This is a genomic window from Nocardia fusca NBRC 14340 (assembly GCF_001618425.1).
GTDB lineage: Bacteria > Actinomycetota > Actinomycetes > Mycobacteriales > Mycobacteriaceae > Nocardia > Nocardia fusca.
Genome location: NZ_BDCU01000011.1, coordinates 1 through 16,663, shown reverse-complemented (window position 1 = coordinate 16,663; position 16,663 = coordinate 1). Strand labels below are relative to the sequence as shown.

At 68.6% G+C, this 16,663-nt stretch carries 17 protein-coding genes, 1 tRNA gene and 1 pseudogene; 9 read left to right on the top strand and 10 right to left on the bottom strand.

What is annotated here, in order from left to right; translation table 11 throughout:
- Positions 1 to 46: 46 nt before the first annotated feature.
- A complete protein-coding gene (locus NF4_RS03825) occupies positions 47 to 616 on the top strand; it encodes a TetR/AcrR family transcriptional regulator (protein WP_063125913.1) in 570 nt (189 codons plus the stop codon).
- A gap of 70 nt (positions 617 to 686) precedes the next feature.
- Here NF4_RS03825 and dcd read toward each other — a convergent pair whose 3' ends face one another.
- Complete coding sequence (dcd, locus tag NF4_RS03820) at positions 687 to 1,262, bottom strand: dCTP deaminase (protein ID WP_063125912.1); 576 nt, start codon at positions 1,260 to 1,262, stop codon at positions 687 to 689.
- Between the two features lie 148 nt (positions 1,263 to 1,410).
- Between dcd and NF4_RS03815 the strand changes: the two are divergent.
- Both NF4_RS03815 and NF4_RS03810 read left to right on the top strand, forming a co-directional pair.
- Positions 1,411 to 1,784: pseudogene (locus tag NF4_RS03815) on the top strand (VOC family protein).
- 90 nt (positions 1,785 to 1,874) lie between these two features.
- Positions 1,875 to 1,948: transfer RNA gene (locus NF4_RS03810), tRNA-Gly, on the top strand.
- An 88-nt stretch (positions 1,949 to 2,036) separates the two neighbouring features.
- Here the strand turns inward: NF4_RS03810 and NF4_RS03805 are convergent.
- A complete protein-coding gene (locus NF4_RS03805; protein WP_063125911.1) occupies positions 2,037 to 2,519 on the bottom strand; it encodes a GbsR/MarR family transcriptional regulator in 483 nt (160 codons plus the stop codon).
- Positions 2,520 to 2,604: 85 nt separating this feature from the next.
- On the opposite strand from NF4_RS03805, the gene NF4_RS03800 reads away from it, so the two are divergent.
- Positions 2,605 to 3,420, top strand: coding sequence for a class I SAM-dependent methyltransferase (locus NF4_RS03800; protein WP_063125910.1), 816 nt, complete (start codon positions 2,605 to 2,607; stop codon positions 3,418 to 3,420).
- A gap of 163 nt (positions 3,421 to 3,583) precedes the next feature.
- On the opposite strand, the gene NF4_RS03795 is transcribed toward NF4_RS03800, so the two are convergent.
- The 5 genes from NF4_RS03795 to NF4_RS03775 all read right to left on the bottom strand — a co-directional run bounded on the left by NF4_RS03795 (position 3,584) and on the right by NF4_RS03775 (position 6,588).
- Positions 3,584 to 4,387 (bottom strand): alpha/beta fold hydrolase, encoded by an 804-nt coding sequence (locus tag NF4_RS03795; protein ID WP_063814494.1) that lies wholly within the window; start codon positions 4,385 to 4,387, stop codon positions 3,584 to 3,586.
- 145 nt (positions 4,388 to 4,532) lie between these two features.
- Positions 4,533 to 5,030 carry a flavin reductase family protein gene (locus tag NF4_RS03790; protein ID WP_063040833.1) on the bottom strand — a complete coding sequence of 166 codons (498 nt, stop codon included), beginning with the start codon at positions 5,028 to 5,030 and terminating at the stop codon, positions 4,533 to 4,535.
- A 10-nt stretch (positions 5,031 to 5,040) separates the two neighbouring features.
- A complete protein-coding gene (locus tag NF4_RS03785) occupies positions 5,041 to 5,550 on the bottom strand; it encodes an NADPH-dependent FMN reductase (RefSeq protein ID WP_063125908.1) in 510 nt (169 codons plus the stop codon).
- Positions 5,551 to 5,602: 52 nt separating this feature from the next.
- Positions 5,603 to 6,181 carry a hypothetical protein gene (locus NF4_RS03780; RefSeq protein WP_063125907.1) on the bottom strand — a complete coding sequence of 193 codons (579 nt, stop codon included), beginning with the start codon at positions 6,179 to 6,181 and terminating at the stop codon, positions 5,603 to 5,605.
- Between the two features lie 71 nt (positions 6,182 to 6,252).
- A complete protein-coding gene (locus NF4_RS03775) occupies positions 6,253 to 6,588 on the bottom strand; it encodes a hypothetical protein (protein ID WP_063125906.1) in 336 nt (111 codons plus the stop codon).
- A 277-nt stretch (positions 6,589 to 6,865) separates the two neighbouring features.
- Between NF4_RS03775 and NF4_RS03770 the strand changes: the two genes are divergently transcribed.
- Entirely contained in the window at positions 6,866 to 7,666 is an 801-nt protein-coding gene (locus NF4_RS03770) for an alpha/beta fold hydrolase (RefSeq protein WP_063125905.1), read from the top strand.
- Positions 7,667 to 7,911: 245 nt separating this feature from the next.
- On the opposite strand, the gene NF4_RS03765 is transcribed toward NF4_RS03770, so the two are convergent.
- Together NF4_RS03765 and NF4_RS03760 are read right to left on the bottom strand one after the other, a co-directional pair.
- On the bottom strand, positions 7,912 to 8,676 hold the full coding sequence (locus NF4_RS03765) for a crotonase/enoyl-CoA hydratase family protein (RefSeq protein WP_063125904.1): 765 nt from the start codon (positions 8,674 to 8,676) through the stop codon (positions 7,912 to 7,914).
- Positions 8,676 to 10,196 (bottom strand): TLP1 C-terminal extension domain-containing protein, encoded by a 1,521-nt coding sequence (locus tag NF4_RS03760; protein WP_063125903.1) that lies wholly within the window; start codon positions 10,194 to 10,196, stop codon positions 8,676 to 8,678. The genes NF4_RS03765 and NF4_RS03760 overlap by 1 nt, the downstream gene beginning before the upstream one ends.
- A gap of 328 nt (positions 10,197 to 10,524) precedes the next feature.
- On the opposite strand from NF4_RS03760, the gene NF4_RS03755 reads away from it, so the two are divergent.
- The 3 genes from NF4_RS03755 to NF4_RS03745 all read left to right on the top strand — a co-directional run bounded on the left by NF4_RS03755 (position 10,525) and on the right by NF4_RS03745 (position 13,665).
- A complete protein-coding gene (locus tag NF4_RS03755; protein WP_439956728.1) occupies positions 10,525 to 11,604 on the top strand; it encodes a glycoside hydrolase family 183 protein in 1,080 nt (359 codons plus the stop codon).
- 95 nt (positions 11,605 to 11,699) lie between these two features.
- Positions 11,700 to 12,959 (top strand): erythromycin esterase family protein, encoded by a 1,260-nt coding sequence (locus NF4_RS03750; protein WP_063125901.1) that lies wholly within the window; start codon positions 11,700 to 11,702, stop codon positions 12,957 to 12,959.
- Between the two features lie 40 nt (positions 12,960 to 12,999).
- Complete coding sequence (locus tag NF4_RS03745) at positions 13,000 to 13,665, top strand: class I SAM-dependent methyltransferase (protein WP_063125900.1); 666 nt, start codon at positions 13,000 to 13,002, stop codon at positions 13,663 to 13,665.
- Between the two features lie 196 nt (positions 13,666 to 13,861).
- Here NF4_RS03745 and NF4_RS03740 read toward each other — a convergent pair whose 3' ends face one another.
- Entirely contained in the window at positions 13,862 to 14,461 is a 600-nt protein-coding gene (locus NF4_RS03740; RefSeq protein ID WP_063125899.1) for an alpha/beta hydrolase family protein, read from the bottom strand.
- Positions 14,462 to 14,780: 319 nt separating this feature from the next.
- Between NF4_RS03740 and NF4_RS03735 the strand changes: the two genes are divergently transcribed.
- Complete coding sequence (locus NF4_RS03735) at positions 14,781 to 16,616, top strand: acyl-CoA dehydrogenase (RefSeq protein ID WP_063125898.1); 1,836 nt, start codon at positions 14,781 to 14,783, stop codon at positions 16,614 to 16,616.
- The last annotated feature ends 47 nt before the right edge of the window (positions 16,617 to 16,663 follow it).

Here is a 16,663-nt window from a genome sequence, read left to right as displayed (position 1 = left end):
GCCAATATACGGTGGCGTATAGATCTCGGCACGTGAGAGGAGACACATGGGCGCGGTACGGACGACGAGCGCCGGCTGGATCGACGAGGGGCTACGCGCCCTGGCCCACGGCGGTCCCGACGCCGTCCGCGTCGAAGCGCTCGCGAAATCGCTCGGCGTGACCAAGGGCGGTTTCTACGGGTACTTCGCCGATCGCAACGCACTGCTCGAGGCGATGCTGGACACCTGGGAGCGGCGCAGCATCGACGACGTCCTGGACCGTGTCACGCGCGAAGGCGGCGACGCCCGGACCAGGATCCAGCGGGCCGGGGCACTCACCCTCTCCCCCGAACTGCTGCCCATCGACCTCGCCGTGCGCGACTGGGCCCGGCGCGACGACGAGGTCGCGGCCCGCCTGCGCCGGGTGGACAACCAGCGCATGGCGTTACTACGCGAAATGATCGGCACCTACTTCACCGATCCCGTGGAAGTGGAGGCCCGCAGTCTGCTCGCGTTCTGCGCGCGGATCGGGATGCACTTCCTGGCCGCCGACCCGCTCGACGGCACCGACCGCGCGGCGGTGCTGGCCCGGACCAACGATCTCGTGCTCGGCCCGAGTGCCACGGACGACCCATAGCGGCATCCGTTTCAGCGATCCGCTAGGACTCGCTCACGGGCACGCCGAGCTCTCGACCGGATCCGCGCGGTCACCGACCGGACGCCGGGAAATTCAGGTACGCCCGCGACGGCGTCGGTCCGCGCTGCCCCTGGTATTTCGATCCGGCGCTCGCGCTGCCGTACGGATTCTCGGCCGGACTGGTCAACCGGAACAGGCACAGCTGACCGATTTTCATACCCGGCCACAAGGTGATCGGCAGGTTCGCCACATTCGACAGTTCCAGGGTGATGTGCCCGCTGAACCCGGGGTCGATGAACCCGGCGGTCGAATGCGTGAGCAGCCCCAGCCGCCCCAGACTCGACTTACCCTCCAGCCGCCCGGCCAGATCGTCGGGCAGGGTGCACACCTCCAGGGTGGACCCGAGCACGAACTCACCCGGATGAAGTACGAACGGCTCACCCTCGGCGGGCTCCACCAGGCTCGTCAGCTCGTCCTGGCGCTGGGCCGGGTCGATATGGGTGTAGCGAGTGTTGTTGAAGACCCGGAACATCCGGTCCAGCCGCACATCGATGCTGGACGGCTGAACCAGATTGTCCTCGAACGGTTCGAGCCCGAGCCGTCCGGCGGCGAACTCCGCCCGGATGTCACGATCGGAAAGCAGCACGCCACGAGCGTAGCGACCGCCCCGCGGGGCGGAGCCCCCGGTCCGCGCGCGGTCCCGTTTCCTGTCACCGCCCCCGGGCATACTCCACCCGATGGGCCAGGCCCATCCGCAGCCCACACACGGTCGCAGCCGATCAGGAGATACGCCCATGTCCGAGACCAGCGCCCACACCCATCACGGCATCGACTACATCGAACTCGCCGTCACCGACCTCGACGCCGCCAAAACCTTCTACCGGTCGGCGTTCGGCTGGGAGTTCAACGACTACGGGCCCGCCTACGCCGGTATCCGCCGCTTCGACGGCTCCGAAGGCGAAGCGGGCGGCCTGGCCCCCACCGACGAGGTCCGCACCGGCGGCGGCCCCCTGGTCCTGCTGTATTCCGACGACCTCGACACCACCCTCCGGGCCGTCGGAGCGTCCGGTGGCACGGTCACCGAAGGCCCCTTCGACTTCCCGGGCGGCCGCCGCTTCCTTTCACCGACCCGAGCGGCAACCAGCTCGGAGTCTGGTCCGAACGCTGACCCCGGGCACGGACGGCCGGAGCGTGAGCCGAAAGATTTAGAGCTCCGGCCCGCCCTCTGCTAAGCTGCCCTTCGCGCCTGTGGGCGCATGCCGGTGTAGTTCAATGGCAGAATCTCTGCTTCCCAAGCAGATGGCGCGGGTTCGATTCCCGTCACCGGCTCCACCATCACTTCGATTGATCATCTTTCATCCGGGCTTTCTCTTTGTGCCACCGGCCCCGAGCCGTTGCGTGCCACTTCGTGAATACGGCGTCAGCCGGGCTCGCGTTCGTCGGCCTGAAGCCGCCGCCACTTGGCCATCGACTGTTCGATCTCCGCACGCAGGAATTCGAAGAACCGGCGGGTCTCGTCCAGTCGCTGCCCGGCGGGGGAGGCGGGGTCCAGGAGGTCGGCACCCTCGGCGGCGCCGGCCTGCACCTGGACCAGGACCGGGTCGGATCGGCTGATGTAGTGACTCCAGGTGTGCTCGTGGATGCGGCAGAAGTCACGCCGGCTACCGGGTTCGCGGCCGCGTTCGACGAGCCGCACCTGCACCAGGTATTTGACCGCCCCCGAGATGGCCGGCGCACCGACGCCCAGCCGCTCGGCGAGTTCGGCGGCAGAGAGCTTGCCGGAGTCGGTGACCAGCAGTGCGGCGAACACGCGCGCGGCCATCCGCGGCATACCGGATTCAACCATGATCTGCGCGAATCGCTCCTGGAAGCCGGCGATAGCGATCTCGTCCGCTCGCGTCACTGAAGCAATCTCCTCGTCGTGGCTTCCGCAGCCATTTCGTCATCTATTTCACGAAATTCGTGAAACATCAGTAGTGTAGTCGAGCGTGGAAGACAGCGAACTCGTCGGAGTGCAGAAGACCGCCCGCCCCGTCCTCGCGGCCAAAGCGCTGGACAACCGGCTGCCGGACCCGATTCTCGGTGACGAGTACGCCGAACAGGTGATGCGCCGCCTCGACCCCGGCTACGACAACCACAGATTCGGCACCGGCCAACTGGGCCTCGTCGCCGTGGTGCGCGCCAAGGCCCACGACGATTGGGCCCGAACCTTTCTCGCCGACCACCCCGACGCGGTGGTGCTGCACCTGGGCTGCGGCCTCGACGCCCGGGTGTACCGGATCGACCCGCCCGCCACCGTCGACTGGTACGACCTGGACTACCCCGCCATGATCGAAGTGCGGAAACAGTTCTTGCCGCCGCGCGACCACTACGCCCTGATCGAATCCGATGTCACCGACCCGACCTGGCTGGACCGCATCCCCCGCGGCCGGCCGGTGCTGGTGATAGCCGAGGGACTGGTGCCCTACCTGACCGAGGCCGAGGCCCGGCGCCTGCTGACCGGTGTAGTCGATGCCTTCCCCACCGGGCAGATCCAGATCGACACGGTGGCGGTCTGGGCGTGGCGTACCTCGCGGTGGGACCCCACGCTGCGCAAGTACGACGCCCGGTTCCGCTGCGGCTTCGACGATCCGGCCGCGCCGGCCGAGTGGCACCCGCGACTCGAATACATCGATGAGGCGCCGATGAACGACTCACCGGTGCTGATGGCCAAGGCGCCCGCGAACGCACGCCGCATATTCCGCCTGTTGAATCTGCTTCCGGGCATGAAACGATCCACCCGCATCGTGCGGTTCCGGTTCTGAAAGGTGTGCGGAACGCTGCGCGCGGACCCCTCGGCGGATGGCAAGCTCACCGCCCCGGATGCCGGCCGGCGCGGGCGTCGCGCCGGTTTGCACGAGAACTGAGTACCGGGGACGAGCATGTCGTCACAAACCCTCGACCAACCTCCCTGGGGCCAGTGCACACCTAGTACAGGAACTCCGCGAGAATTCTCGCCACGGCTTCGGGGCTCGTCGACGGCGCGAAATGGGACTGCCCGGGAATCGTCTCGAGCCGCGCGTGCGGCATTCCGGTCGCCAGCCGCTCGACCGTCTCGGGCATCGGCTGCCAGGTATCGGAGCCGCGCATCAGCAACGTCGGGGTGGTCACGCTCGACCAGCGGTCCAGATAGGTCGTATCGGCGATCATCGACTCGAGGTCACGGCTCCAGCCGTAGGAGTCGTCGTGTTCGTTCTCGGCCGGTTCGAGATCCCCCGCGGCCTCCAACAGCGCCGCCGGAACCCGGGACACCTGCTCCGCCAGCAACCGGACCGCGCGGCCCCGTTCGCCCTTCGCGGTGAGTTCTTCGAACCGGGTCAGCACCGGCGCCAGCTCCGCGCCCGCCGCGTACAGCGGCGGCTCCCACAGCGCCAGCGAACGGACCGGGAGTCCGGCCGCCGCGGCGTGCAGGGCGACCGTGGCACCGTAGGACATACCTACCAGGTGTGCGGGCCGGCCGATCATATCGATGATCACCCCGAGATCACTCACCTCGTCGGTGTAGTGCTTGGGGGCGTGGCCGGGCCCGCTCGGCGCGTAGCCGCGGCGGGCCGGCAGCCACAACTCGAACCGGTCCACCAGATATTCGGCCACCGGCTGCCACGAGTGCAGACCCCCGCCGGACCCGTGGATCATGATCACCGGTGAGCCGGACCCCACCCGCCGGTAATAGATGCGGGTCCCGTCGAAGGAGTCGAAGGACGCCGGCGGCTCGCTGGTGAACTGTGCCATGCCGCTACTCTCGCAAAGCCGGGCGCACTCCTCCAGCGAATTGCCGCCGGTTTCGCCGACTTCCCCCACCGGATATCCGCGCCGCCGCGTTTCCCGGGTCACGGCCGTCCGGGGGCGCCGGACCCCCGGGCCGCGGCCGTGCCGGTCAGCTGGCGTGCAGCAGGCGGAACCGCGAACCGTGGAACACGAGGGGTTCGCGGTCGGGATGGATGGCCAGCCGGTTGATCCGCAGGATCACCACGGTGTGATCACCGGCCGGGACATGCGCTTCGGGCGACCCCTCGATCCATACCGAGGCACCCTGGATGAACACCGCTTCGCCGGTGCCCTCGTGCAGCTCCAGATCGCGGAAACGGTCTCCGGTCCGCGAGCTGAGCGAGCGTGCGGCCTCCTGCTGGTCGGTACCGAGCAGACTCAGGCCGAGATAGCCGGCATCGACCAGCTTGGGCCAGGTCGACGAGCTGTTCTGGATGCAGAACGACACCAGCGGGGGATCCAGGGAGACCGGGACGAAAGTGCTCACCGCCAGGCCGACCGGTTTCCCGTCGACCTCGGCGCAGACCGCGACGACCCCACTCGGGAAGTTGGCGAAGGCGCGCCGCAGGCCCGTGCCGTCGGCGGGTGTTTCGAAGACATCGTTCATGATCAGCCCTTCACTTCGAATGGGTCACCGTGTCCGACAGCGCCTGCGCCACCGGACGCCACCGCTCGGCGTAGGCGTCCAGTACGCCGTCCTCGGCGAAGGTCCGGTCGGAGAGATACAACCCGGGCAGGGCGGTGGTCGCGCCCAGTTCCACCAGAACCGGTTTGAGCAGCAGATCGGGGGCGAGCGCGTGCGCGGGACCGGCACCCAGCATCAACGGCACGGCCAGCACTCCGGCCAGGCCGGTACCACCGTCGAACTGCTCCAGGAAAAGCTTCAGCAGACCGGTGTAGGTGGCCTTGAACGTAGGGCTGGCGAAAACGACCAGCTCGGCGTCGGCGACGGTGCGGGCGGCCTCGGCGACCGCGGGGTCGCCCCAGCTCAGCAGGCCCGACCCGAACTCGACCAGATCGATGACCGCCGGCTCGATCTCCGGCCGCAACGCCGTGGCGAGGCCGACGGCCGCGGAGAGAGTTCGGGATGCCGGTTTCGGGTTACCGACCACAACTGCCACGGACACGCCGGAGCCTCCTGTCTCCGGCGCGGGCCGGACTCGACTGGTGCTGTGCTTCTCAGTGCACCATTCTCGGCCCCGCGGCGGGAGGGTTCGGCTCGGCGCGATCGGAACCGGTGGTCCGGGTGAGCACGTAGAGCCCCTGCAGGGACCGGGGCGAGCCCCGGTGAACAGGCCGGTCCGCGGCGGCCGGGAAGTATCCGGCGAGGCGGCCGCGGCCGGCGGCGACCAGGGTGAGATCGGTGGACGCCGCGATCGCGCCCAGCGATTCCGGGGTCACCGATTCCACCAGGAAGGCGCCGCCGCGCTCCACGAAAGAGGTGATCCGGCCCGAGGTCTCGAACGAACTGTCGACCGTGACGCCGACATACCCGTCGAAGGCGATACGGCCGGTCGGCCGCGGCGCCCGGGCGGGACGGCGTCCGCCCCCGGCCGGTCCCGTCGGCTGCGGAGCCACTGCGACGGCCCGGACACCCGGCCGGGTTCGACTGCGCAAGGCGTTCTGGTCACGATCGCTGTAGAGGGCGACGTCGAATCCCGCGTCGAGCAACCCCAGCGCGGCGGTGACGCCCGCCGGGTCGGCGCCTATCACCGCGGCCGTACGGGCCGCGGCGAAGGGCGGATTCTGTGGTGTCATGCAGGCATGCTGCTGGGAGGTGATTCCCGAAAGCAGTATTGCGCTCAGCGAGAATCATTTCCGCGCGACTGCTACTGCGCCTTACCGAGGCATTCGGTGACGATCTTGTTGGTCGCCGCCCGCGCTTTGTCGGCGTCCTCCTGGCTCATGCCCAGAGTTTCCGGGTCCGCCATCCGGGTGTCGAATTCGTCACTGACCATGGTCCGCAGGCCGTCCTGCGAAATGCCTTCGCCGATGTACAGTTTCGCGGCGCAGTCCGCGAAGGCGGGGTCCTGGAGTCCCTTTTCCTGCAGGGATTTGGACAGGTCCGCTTCGGTCAGCGCCGGCGCGGAGTCGGTATCGCTACCGCAGGCCGCCGCGAACAGCGGCAGAATGACGAACGTCGCGGCAATCAGGGTCTTCCGCACCGGGTTCCTCTCTCAGATGTATCGCACGGACGCCGCGTCGGCCGGGGAACAGCACCCGCGGCCACCCGCCGACGTCCACGCATGTGTGTAGTCGTACTCACATACGGCGTGCAACCCGGGGCCGGAATTCGGAGGTGATTCACAGTCGCCGGTCTGCTGACGGACCGGACCGAGCCGTATCTCTCCCGCGCCCGCGCCCCCGCGCGATGCGAACTGAGGGCTGGCGCCTGCTGTTAGTCTGGGATCCGAATCGCGTCCCGATCGGAGAGCGGCGAACATGACGATCCTCGAGCACCATCGCGAAGGCCGCGGTGAACCGCTGGTGCTGGTCCACGGCGTCGGCAGCCGGTGGCAGGTCTGGGAACCGGTCATCGGCGCACTGGCCGCCCACTACGAGGTGATCGCGGTGGATCTCCCCGGCTTCGGCGGTTCCGCGCCGCTGCCGCACACCACCGTGGACACACTCACCGACGCGCTCGCCGATTTCCTGGCCGAACAGGGCATCGAGCGACCCCATCTGGCGGGTAATTCGATGGGTGGCGGCATCTCGCTGAACCTGGGCGCCCGCGGCCTGGCCCGCTCGGTCACCGCATTCTCACCGATCTTCTTCTGGGACACCGCCGGCCGGGTCTGGTGCCAGCAGTCGCTGGGCCGGTCCAAGAAACTCGGCCGCGTCCTCGGCCCCGCCATGCCCAAGGTGCTCAGCACCCCGGCAGGCCGGACCGCCTTCCTGGGCCTGGTCTTCGGCAAACCGTGGGCCGTCAGCGCCCAGGTCGCAGTGGACACCGCGCGCGGCGCGGTCGACTCCCTGGGCTTCTCCCCGGCTCTGGCCTCGTTCACCGATGCCCGGCTGCACGATCCCGCCGCGCTCGCCGAAGTGCCGGTGACGATCGCCTGGGGTAACCGCGACATTCTGCTCACCTACGCCACCCAGAGCAGGCGGGCCCGCGAAGTACTGCCCTGGGCCCGGCACATCACGCTCGCGGGCAGTGGCCACACACCCTTCTACGACGACCCCGAAGGCTGCGCGCGGGTACTCCTGGACTGGCTACCCACCCTGCGCGACGACGTCGCATAGCCGGGGCCCGAGGAGGTTCCCGGACCACTATGGTGAGTCCGGCCGACAGGTGAAGGCGGGCGGCCACCGGTCACCGCGCGACCTCGCCGGACATCACATCCAGCGGTGCCGGCGCAAGTGGCCCGCGCGGCACTCCCGCCCACGTGGAGCCGGATCGCCGATTCGGCGGACGCCCGGAAGAACCGGGCCCGGCATACCCGCGCCGACCGGGCGGGCCGAACGGCGACCCGGCCCGCAACCGTCCGTCAGCGTCCCTGCCAGACCGGATCGCGTTTCTCCGCGAAGGCCAGCGCACCTTCGGCCGCGTCCTTGGAAACCAGGGCGGGCAGCGCGATCTCACCCTGTTTGGCGAAACCTTCCGCCGCGGTCCAGTCCGGGGTCTCGTCGATGATCCGCTTACTGGCGGCCACGGCCAGCGGGGCGGCGGCCGCGATCTCACCGGCCAGTTCCAACGCGACCTCCAGCGCCTCACCCGGTTCGGTCACCCGGTTGACCAGGCCCAGCTGGTAGAGACGTTCAGCGCTGACCCGCCCACCGGTGAGCGCCAGTTCGGCGGCGATACTGCGCGGCAACCGCTGGGTCAGCCGCATGACGCCGCCGGCCGCCGCGACCAGACCGCGTTTCACCTCGGGCAGACCGAATTTCGCGTCCCGTGCGGCGACGATCAGGTCGCCGGAGAGGGCCAGTTCGAAACCGCCGGCGAGGGCGAAACCCTCGACCGCGGCGATCATCGGTTTCGCCGGCGGTTTCGAGGCGATACCGAGGGGGCCGCGGCGCTCGGTCACCGGCACCTCGCCGCGCGTCATGGCGATGAGATCCATTCCGGCGCTGAAGGTCCCCTCGGCGCCGGTGAGCACGAGGACCCGGGCCGAATCGTCGGCCTCGAACTCGTCGAGTGCCGCCTCGATCGCCTTCGCGGTGGCCAGGTCGATGGCGTTACGCGCCGCGGGCCGGTTCACCGTGAGCACGGTTATCGCATCGCACCGGTCCAGGAGCACGGTCTCGGTCATCAGGCGGTCCTCTCGCTACGCAGAATGAAACGGTCGGCGGCGGTGATCTCGACGGCGGCGCCGAGACGGTCGCCCGCGGTGACCGCCGCGATGGTCTCGCTGTCCGTCGCCCGGACAAGTATGCGGGCACCGGCGGGGTTCAGCGCACTCACCACAACGGCTTCGGGTTCATCACCCGTACTGCCCTTGCGGTACGGAACCGTGTAGGCCTCGATCACCGCCGGACCGGTGTAGCCGGGTGCGGTCTTCCGGCGCGCGACCGGCACCTCGGCCTCGACGGGGCGGAACAGTGCGGCGGGGGGTTTCGCCGAGTAGACCCCCACCCCGTGTTTGGTGATGTACCAGCCGAGCGCGGTGGTCAGGCCGTAGTCGCCGGGGTTGCGCCGCAGGATCTCGGCCATGGTGGCGATGCCGTGGGTGCTGTAGTTGTTGCCGGGGCCGCCACCGAAGGTCAGGCCGCCGGTCACGGTCAGGGGACGCGCCGGATCGTCGATGCACAGTCCCAGCGCCGCCGCGCCCACCTGCACCGCCACCGGGAAGCACGAGTACAGGTCGATATGGGCGATATCGTCGATGCCGATTCCCGCCCTGCCCAGCGCCGCCCGGCCGGCCGCGGCGATGGCCGGGGACGCCGCCATATCCGTGCGTTCGGAGACGAACCAGGTATCGGTGGCGGTGGCGCCGCCGTGCGGGAAGACCCACAGATCCCGCGGCACCCCGGCCGCGTCCGCCGCCGCGGCGCTGCACAGGATCAGCGCCGCGCCCTGATCGACCGTCAGGTTCGCCATCAGCAGCTTCGGGTACGGAGTGGAGACCATTCGGTTGTCGGGCCCGGTGGTGATCAGTTCGCTCACGCCGCGTTCACGGGGCAGCCACGCGTAGGGGTTGCGCGCCGCCACGGCGGAGAACCGCGACCAGAGCCCGCCGATCCGGGCGAGATGGGTCTGTTCGTCGAGGCCGAGCCGATTGCGCATGGCAGATTCCATCAGCGCGTACACATAGATCGGGCCCCACAATCCGGCCGCGAGCTCCATCTCGGTGTTGGGGGCGTCGTCGGAACCGACGATCTGCTCGGGCCGGGCGTTCTCGTCCTGCTCCGGCCAGCCCGGGTCGGTCCCGGACCGCTTCGCCGTGTTCCACGAAGCGACCGATTCGGCCCCGCAGAGCAACGCGATATCCGATCGGCCCTCGGCGATCTCGCGGGCCAGTAGGTTGAGCAGCCGCTGCGGGGCATCTCCGCCGTAGGGGGCCGACTGCAGTGTCCGTTTCGGCGAGGCGCCCAGGTCCGCGGCGACGAGTGCGCCCAGGTCGGCGTACTGGCGGCTCACCGGGGCCACGGAGGCGATCACATCCGCCGAACGCAGCAGCGCGTCCCCGGTCCCGCTGTCCGTACCGGCCCGGCGCAGTGATTCGACCGCCAGCTCGACAGGTCCGGGCAGGCCCGGTTCACCGGATCGGTGCACAACCTGTCCGACGCCGACGAGCACCGGTGTGCGCGGGTCCATTCCGGCTGGCAGCATGCGTCCTCCGCTTCCTCGCTGAAGTCTCCCGCTGAAATCGGCGGTTAACTTCTGATTAGACCATGGAGTGGTCTATGTCGCCCGGGGACCGAGGCCGCGGGACCGTACCGCCGAAGACCGGACAACGCGGCAACCGGGGCCGGGAATGACACCGGCGCTGAACCGCCGACAATGCGTCTGATCAGGTCCTATGCACTGATAGCATGTCCGGGTTCTGCCAGCCAGTCGAAATGTTCCGTGTATCCATCGAGGCGCCGCCCATATGCCGGCGGCGTCTTTGACATGACCCGGAGGTCCGACGGACTTGAAGAGAACCCGCTCGATACTTATTTCTGTGCTGGCGGGCGCATCGGCTGCACTGATCGCAGTCACCGCACCGGCCACGGCAAATCCCAACGCCATCAATCCGATTCCCGTACTCAACGGCACCAACGGCCTCCCACAGTTACACGGAGCCACTCGGGCCGTTTTCCAGGTGACCGGTATGGCGAGCCCGAACGGGACCCACAACTACAACATGCTCGGCACCGACCTGGGCATCATGTGGGACAACGGGCACGGAGAAATGCTGACCGCTTTCGGCGATACCGCCGGGGTCGGTTTCCCCAATCTCCTCGCGGGCAGCATGTGGGCCTGGCGCAGCAATGTTCTCGTACGCAGCCATACCCAGGACCCACGGCACGGGATCTACTTCGACAGCGTCGTCCGTGATGTGTTCGGCCAGGCCAGAGACCTGATCCCGAGCCCGAAGATCCCACTTCTGGAGATCAGCCGCATTCCTACCGCCGGTATCTCGGTGGGCGGCGTGCAGTACATGAGCCTGATGTCGGTGAAAACATGGGACACCCCCGGCGAATGGACCACCAATTACTCCGGACTGGCCGCTTCGGCGGACAACGGTGAAACCTGGGCAGATCTCGCCTTCACCCGCCGGCCCAACGAGGGCGCAAACCGAAATTTCCAGATGAACGCCTTCCTGAAAGACGGTGGATTCGTTTACGTCTACGGCACCCCGTCGGGCCGCGACAATGCCGCCTATATCTCCAGGGTCCGGGAGCCGGATATACAGAATCTGGCCGCCTACGAATACTGGGACGGCGGTACCTGGAAACGCGACGTGAATGCCGCAAAGCCCATCATGCACGGCGTGGGGGAACTGTCGGTGATGTGGAACGATTACCTCGGACAATTCGTCTCCCTCACCACCGACCCCTTCAACTCGGTGGTGATGCGAACCGCGCCGTCACCGGTCGGACCGTGGAGTGAACCACGTGTGTTGATCGATACTCGTGAATTGCCGACGGCATACGCGCCGTCGATTTTTCCCTACCAAACCGGAGACGATCTCTACTTTCTCACCACTGTGCACAATCAGTACAACGTGGTCCTGATGCGCACACAACTGTGAGAGTCCCGGTTCGATTCGAGCACAGAGGTTGACCTGAACAATAGTTCAGGTATGAGGCTGGTTCGCGACACTCCACCGAGACCCCAGGAGCCCTCGTGACCACCACCTCGAACCCGACCGGCGCCACCGAAGCGGTGTACGAGTGGCTGCGCGGCGCGGCGCAGCCCATACTCGGCACCGACGCCGCCGACACCGGATCGGACCTGCGGAAATTGACCGACCGCCTGGCCGCGGCCACGGTGGTCGGCATCGGCGAATCCACCCGATTCTCCCGGCAGACCTACGGGGTGCGGGATCGGATCTTCCGGGTACTGGTCACCGAACACGGTTTCCGGACACTGGCCATCCAGGACAATGCGCGCTCCGGTGCGCGGCTCGACGCGTACGTCCGCACCGGTGCGGGAGATCCCCACCGGGCGCTGGCCGGCGCGTGGCGGCCGCTGCGCACGCGCGAAACCGCAGCGACCCTCGAATGGATCCGCGCCTACAACCTCGAACGCCCCGACGACCCCGTCGGCGTGCTGGGAGTACAGCCACCGGCGGCCGAACCGGCCGACTACGACGAAGTACTCGCCCGGATGCGCCGCTGGGCGCCCGACCGGCTGGCGGAACTCGAATCACATCTGGCGCCGATCCGCACCGCGCACCGGATCGACGAGCATGTACAACGCCACCAGGGCATCCACCCCGGGCGCCCCTTCGCCGAGGACGCCCGCGCGGCGTTCGACCTGGTGGCATCACTACCCCGCCCGGCCGGTACCGACGCGGCAGCCGAATTCACCACCGCCCTGGAACTCCTGCGCTCGATCGTGGATTTCCACGAGCGCAGTGTGGCCGGCCGGGGCGGCTTCGGCGGTGGCGACCCGGACCCGGCGCGGTCGCTGATCGATCATCACGCACGCACCGGCGCCCGGATCGTGTACTGGGACGGCACAGCGCACACCGCGGCCACCGCGCCGAGTGTCGGTGCCGCGGCCACGCAGTCGATGCGCACCGAGGGCGCCGGGCTGCGCGCGTATTTCGGTGCGGCCTACCGGTCGGTGGCGATCGGTTTCCATCACGGCGACCTCGGCGTGGCGCAGGCGCCGGATCCGCTGCCCGACCTGCTCGACGCCACTCTCGGCGCCGTGGACCTGCCCGCCTGGTTCGTCGATCTCGGCGACGACGCGCCCGCGGCGGTCCGGTCCTGGGCCGCCGCCGCCGCCCGGTTGCGGGTGATCAGCGGCGTGTACGACCCGGCCCGCGACGAGGAAGCCCGGTTCCGGGTGGAATCGCTGCGCGACGCCTTCGACGCGCTGATCCATATCCACGAAACCACCCCGGTGCGATGGTTGCCCGAGACCGGTACAGCCTGACTGCTCGGTGGCTCCCGGCCGCCTCCATACACTTGGCGGTATGAAGGCGGCCGAATGGGATGCGCGCTATGTACAGAGCGAACTGGTGTGGGGCGCACCCCCGAACAACACGGTGGTGGAGTTCGTACACGGTCTGGACCGGCGTGTCCCACGCCTGCCCGGTCCCGACGGGGAGATACCGGACCTGCCGCGGGCACTCGACCTGGCCTGCGGCGAGGGCCGGAATGCGTTGTGGCTGGCCACGCACGGCTGGCGGGTACACGGCGTCGACTTCTCACAGGTCGGTATCGACAAGGGCCGCACCGTGGCGACCCGGCTCACCCGGTCGATCCGGGAGCGGATCACCTGGGAGTGCACCGACCTCACCGATCCCGCCCTCGACCTCGGCGGCCCGTGGGAGTTGATCCTGCTGGTGTTCCTGCACCTCCCGGCACCCGAACGCCGGCGACTGCTCCGGCAGGCCGCCGACGCGCTCGCGCCCGGGGGAATGCTGCTGGTGCTCGGTCACCACAGCGAGAACCCGGCCCGAGGATACGGCGGCCCCCAGGATCCGGCGATCCTGTTCACGCCGGAGGACGTGGTGGCGGATCTGGGTGCCGATTCCGGGCTCGACATCGACACGGCGCGGGAGGTGCTACGCCCCACCGAGGGTGGGGACGCGATCGATGCCCTGGTGGTGGCGCGGAAGTCCATGCCGGAGCAGTAGCCCGGTCCGATGCCGCGCGGCTGCAGCACTCCCCGCCCCGGCTCGCCCGGCCTGCCGCGGACCTGTGGCGATCGTGCGATTGCACACCCAACGCCCACGGCCAGCGGGATCGGGCCGTATTGCCTCCGATCGGCGAGGCGGCCGGCGGCGGTGCGCGCGTCGAGCCGGTTACCGGCGTCCGCGGCCGACCGCGGCGTCAGGAACCCCAGCGCCGGAACCAGGGCACGAGGGTTTCGGCAATGGTGTCGAAACCCTTCCGGAGGGAATGCGGCTGGCCCGGTATCACCCGCACCTCGGCGGCATCGGCGGCGTCCGGGATACCGAACGGGTCGCTCCCGCCGTTGATCACCACCACCTCGGCGGTGCCGGCGGCCAGCAGTTCGTCGCGGCGGGATTTCTCCGGCTTACCGGGCGGGTGCAGCGGAAACGATACGGCGACCACTCCACGCGCGCCGACCTCGACCGCGGTCCGGCACGCCACCCGGGCTCCGTTACTGCGCCCGCCCTGAACCAGCGGCAACTGTGGCCCGAGTTGCGCACGCAGCGCGCCGACCAGTTCCACCCAGGCCCGGTCCTGGGGCTCTGGCTTGCCGGGCGCGCGACGCCCGGCCACCCGGTACGGCTGCAACACCCGCGCCACCACCCCACCGGCGGCCAGCGCGGTATCGCGCACTGTCGTGATGTCCGCGGAGTGCACTCCGCCGCCCGCGCCGTGGGTGAAGACCAGCAGAAATGCCGGGGTGTCCGGGTAATCGATCTCGGCCTCCGCGGGCCCCGAGTCCGTTTCGATCCGCACGCCACACCCTAACGGGTGATGCCCCGCCGCGAACCGCGCACCGCACGCGGGTGGAGGTACGACGACCAGGCCGTTATGTCCGCGACCCCGGCGCGCCGCCACCGAGATCGGACCGAAACCGCTGGTGGGGACGTCGCGCCTGTTCCGCGCATCACAATGCGGCGCGACTCCGTTGCCGACCGCCTTACTCGCCGGTAATATAATGAATAAGTTACCCGCGAGTAGCCTGTCGTTACACGGCAGCTACCCGACGGCAACCGACGGGCGGGAACGGTATGAACACCGACCGCACCCGACTCAACGGAGAGTGAGTATCACAATGGGTCATTACAAGAGCAACGTCCGCGACCTGGAGTTCAACCTCTTCGAGGTACTCGGCCTGGGCAGCATCCTGGACTCCGGCGCCTACGGCGATCTCGACACCGACACCGTCAAGGAGATGCTGAACGAGGTGCGCCGGCTGGCCGAGGGACCGCTGGGCGAATCCTTCGCCGACGCCGACCGCAACCCCCCGGTCTTCGACCCCGAAACACATACCGTCTCCATCCCCGAATCGTTCAAGAAGAGCTACCGCACCCTGCAGGAAGGCGGCTGGGACTCCTACGCCGTCGATCCCGAGCTCGGCGGTATCGACTTCCCCCGCGCCGCCTACTGGGCCATCGCCGAACTGGTGCTGGGCGCCCAGCCCGCGGCCTTCATGTACGCCGCAGGCCCCGGCTTCGCCAACATCTTCTACAACAACGCCACCGAAGAGCAGAAGAAGTGGGCCAAGATCGCCGTCGAGCAGGGCTGGGGCGCCACCATGGTGCTCACCGAGCCCGACGCCGGCTCCGATGTGGGCGCCGGCCGCACCAAGGCGGTACAGCAGGAGGACGGCTCCTGGCATATCGAGGGCGTGAAGCGCTTCATCACCTCGGCCGACTCCGACGACCTGTTCCCCAACATCATGCACCTGGTGCTGGCCCGCCCCGAAGGCGCCGGCCCGGGCACCAAGGGCCTGTCGCTGTTCTTCGTACCGAAGTTCCACTTCGACCACGAGACCGGCGAACTGGGCGAGCGCAACGGCGTATTCGTCACCAATGTCGAGCACAAGATGGGCCTGAAGGTCTCGGCCACCTGTGAGGTCACCTTCGGCGGCCACGGTGTGCCGGCCAAGGGCTGGCTCGTCGGCGAGGTCCACCAGGGCATCGCGCAGATGTTCGAGGTCATCGAGCACGCGCGGATGATGGTCGGCACCAAGGCGATCGCGACGCTGTCGACCGGTTACCTGAACGCACTGGACTACGCCAAGCAGCGCATCCAGGGCGCCGATCTCACCCAGATGACCGACAAGACCGCGCCGCGCGTCCCCATCACCCACCACCCGGATGTGCGCCGCAGCCTGGCCACCCAGAAGGCCTACGCCGAAGGCCTGCGCGCGGTGTACCTCTACACCGCCGCCCACCAGGACGCCGATGTCGCGGCCGCCGTCTCCGGCGCGGACGCCGACACCGCCGCCCGCGTCAACGATCTACTGCTGCCGATCGTCAAGGGCGTCGGCTCCGAACGCGCCTACCAGTACCTCACCGAATCGCTGCAGACCCTGGGCGGTTCCGGGTTCCTGCAGGACTACCCGATCGAGCAGTATATCCGCGACGCCAAGATCGACTCGCTGTACGAGGGCACCACCGCCATCCAGGCCCAGGACTTCTTCTTCCGCAAGATCGCCCGCGATCGCGGTGTGGCCCTGGCGCACGTCGCCGGCCAGATCCAAAAGTTCATCGATGCCGAAGCCGGCAACGGCCGCCTCAAGGGTGAGCGGAAACTGCTCGCGACCGCGCTCGAGGATGTGCAGGCCATGGCCGCCACCCTCACCGGACACCTGATGGGTGCCCAGGAGCAGTCCGACGAGCTGTACAAGGTGGGCCTCGGCTCGGTCCGCTTCCTGCTCTCGGTCGGCGACCTGCTCATCGGCTGGCAGCTACTGCGCCACGCCGAGGTCGCGGGCGCGGCCCTCGACGCGGGCGCCGAAGGCGCGGACAAGAACTTCTACCAGGGCAAGGTCGCCGTGGCACAGTTCTTCGCCCGCAACATCCTGCCGGAGCTGACCGCCACCCGCGCAATCCTGGCCAACCTCGACAACGACATCATGGAGTTGGACGAAGCCGCCTTCTGAGTTTTCGGCGCGCTGGCGCGCGCGGGATTGAGGCCCCCTTGGTCTCG

What these genes read in the sequence shown, in the direction of transcription:
- NF4_RS03795 (WP_063814494.1), bottom strand. Translation starts at nt 4,387, where the DNA reads ATGGCACAGTTCACCAGCGAGCCGCCGGCGTCCTTCGACTCCTTCGAC.
- NF4_RS03780 (WP_063125907.1), bottom strand. Translation starts at nt 6,181, where the DNA reads ATGACACCACAGAATCCGCCCTTCGCCGCGGCCCGTACGGCCGCGGTG.
- NF4_RS03825 (WP_063125913.1), top strand. Translation starts at nt 47, where the DNA reads ATGGGCGCGGTACGGACGACGAGCGCCGGCTGGATCGACGAGGGGCTA.
- NF4_RS03760 (WP_063125903.1), bottom strand. Translation starts at nt 10,196, where the DNA reads ATGCTGCCAGCCGGAATGGACCCGCGCACACCGGTGCTCGTCGGCGTC.
- NF4_RS03745 (WP_063125900.1), top strand. Translation starts at nt 13,000, where the DNA reads ATGAAGGCGGCCGAATGGGATGCGCGCTATGTACAGAGCGAACTGGTG.
- NF4_RS03770 (WP_063125905.1), top strand. Translation starts at nt 6,866, where the DNA reads ATGACGATCCTCGAGCACCATCGCGAAGGCCGCGGTGAACCGCTGGTG.
- NF4_RS03735 (WP_063125898.1), top strand. Translation starts at nt 14,781, where the DNA reads ATGGGTCATTACAAGAGCAACGTCCGCGACCTGGAGTTCAACCTCTTC.
- NF4_RS03765 (WP_063125904.1), bottom strand. Translation starts at nt 8,676, where the DNA reads ATGACCGAGACCGTGCTCCTGGACCGGTGCGATGCGATAACCGTGCTC.
- NF4_RS03790 (WP_063040833.1), bottom strand. Translation starts at nt 5,030, where the DNA reads ATGAACGATGTCTTCGAAACACCCGCCGACGGCACGGGCCTGCGGCGC.